Consider the following 1312-nt stretch of genomic DNA (forward strand, 5'->3'; position numbering starts at 1 on the left):
TGTATCGACCCCTTATAAACTGGACGGTTTTCTAAAGGTAGCTTAGTAGTTTTTCATTTTCAAAAGGGACCGGATTAAAATTTTTGAACACGTAATTCGGAGTTTGCCTTTTCAATGCGCCATGCCGCCTTTTTTCATTGTACCATTCGTAGTAGCGATCAAGCACCATTTGGGCGTGGTAGATGGAATCAAATTCATAACGATCCATTACTTCTCGTTGCAGATTGGAATGGAACGCTTCGATATAAACGTTGTCTTCAGGCGTAGCCACATGAGAGAACTCCTGGTAGATACCTTTCTCTTTCAGGTATTCCCTGACGGCCTGCGCAATGAACTGAGAACCGTTGTCATTTCTGATTGACATTCCCTCGGCCTTGTATTCCAGCAGCATCAGCGATAGCATCAACAGCACATCTCCTTTTTTGATATGGCTCCGTAACAGGTATATCAGTACCTTGCGGCTGTAGATGTCTATAACCGTTAACAAGAGCACATTTCTACCCGTGCCGTGAATGTAAACGTATTTGATATCCATCGACAGATATTGTAAGGGCCTTTCTGGCTGTAGGCTTCTGAAGCGAATAAAATCCCGCTTAAACGGTATCGGCCTGATCCGGGATCCATATAGCAATTTAGACTCTTTCATTAGCCGGTAAACCTTTTTATGGTTAATCACCCAACCCATCTCCCGGAGTTCGGCAGTCATATTTTTATATCCGTAGCAGCAAAACTCCTGAGACAGCACCTTTTCGATTTGTTGGACGACTATCTTGTTCTCTACCATTTGTCCGTGCTCATTGACGCTATGAGTAGTTGGCCTTACCCCTTGGGGACGCTCAGAGCGCTTGTAATAAAAGCTGCTTGCTGCCAATCCGGCCCACTTCAATAGCCTTCTAACAGGGATGCTCCGCAATGAAAATGTTTTCACGAGCCCTTGAGCCTCCGCTCGTAGGCCTCGTTTTTTTTTAATAGTTCCGTCTTGAACTCCAGCTCCAGCGCCTGGTTCCCAATGATCTTTTTAAGCCGGGCATTCTCTTCCTGCAATGCCCTCAGTTCGGGGTCTACCTTGTGGTACTGCGGCTTCAAAGAAGATGAACCACCCTGATCAAACTGGTGTTTCCACCTCAGATAAACGGAGTAAGAAAGATTGTGCTTACGAAGTGTCTGAACAACCCCGTGCTGATCAGATTCCTGGATGATTTGAAGATTCTGTTCTACTGAAAAGCTTCTGCGTTGTTTTGCCATAGTACCCTAAATTTAAGTGACTAAATTGATTTAATAATTTAGTCCAGCCATTTAGGGGGTCAATACA

At 44.5% G+C, this 1312-nt stretch carries 2 protein-coding genes; both read right to left on the bottom strand.

The window, feature by feature from the left end; genetic code table 11:
* Positions 1–31 precede the first annotated feature (31 nt).
* Positions 32–928 (bottom strand): IS3 family transposase, encoded by an 897-nt coding sequence (locus tag GA0116948_RS20905; protein WP_205686052.1) that lies wholly within the window; start codon positions 926–928, stop codon positions 32–34.
* Positions 925–1245: a transposase gene (locus tag GA0116948_RS20910; protein ID WP_089715839.1), complete on the bottom strand. Its 321-nt coding sequence runs from the start codon at positions 1243–1245 to the stop codon at positions 925–927. Before GA0116948_RS20910 ends, GA0116948_RS20905 begins: the two co-directional genes overlap by 4 nt.
* Positions 1246–1312: the final 67 nt, after the last annotated feature.

Source organism: Chitinophaga costaii (assembly GCF_900094705.1).
Taxonomy (GTDB): Bacteria; Bacteroidota; Bacteroidia; order Chitinophagales; family Chitinophagaceae; genus Chitinophaga; species Chitinophaga costaii.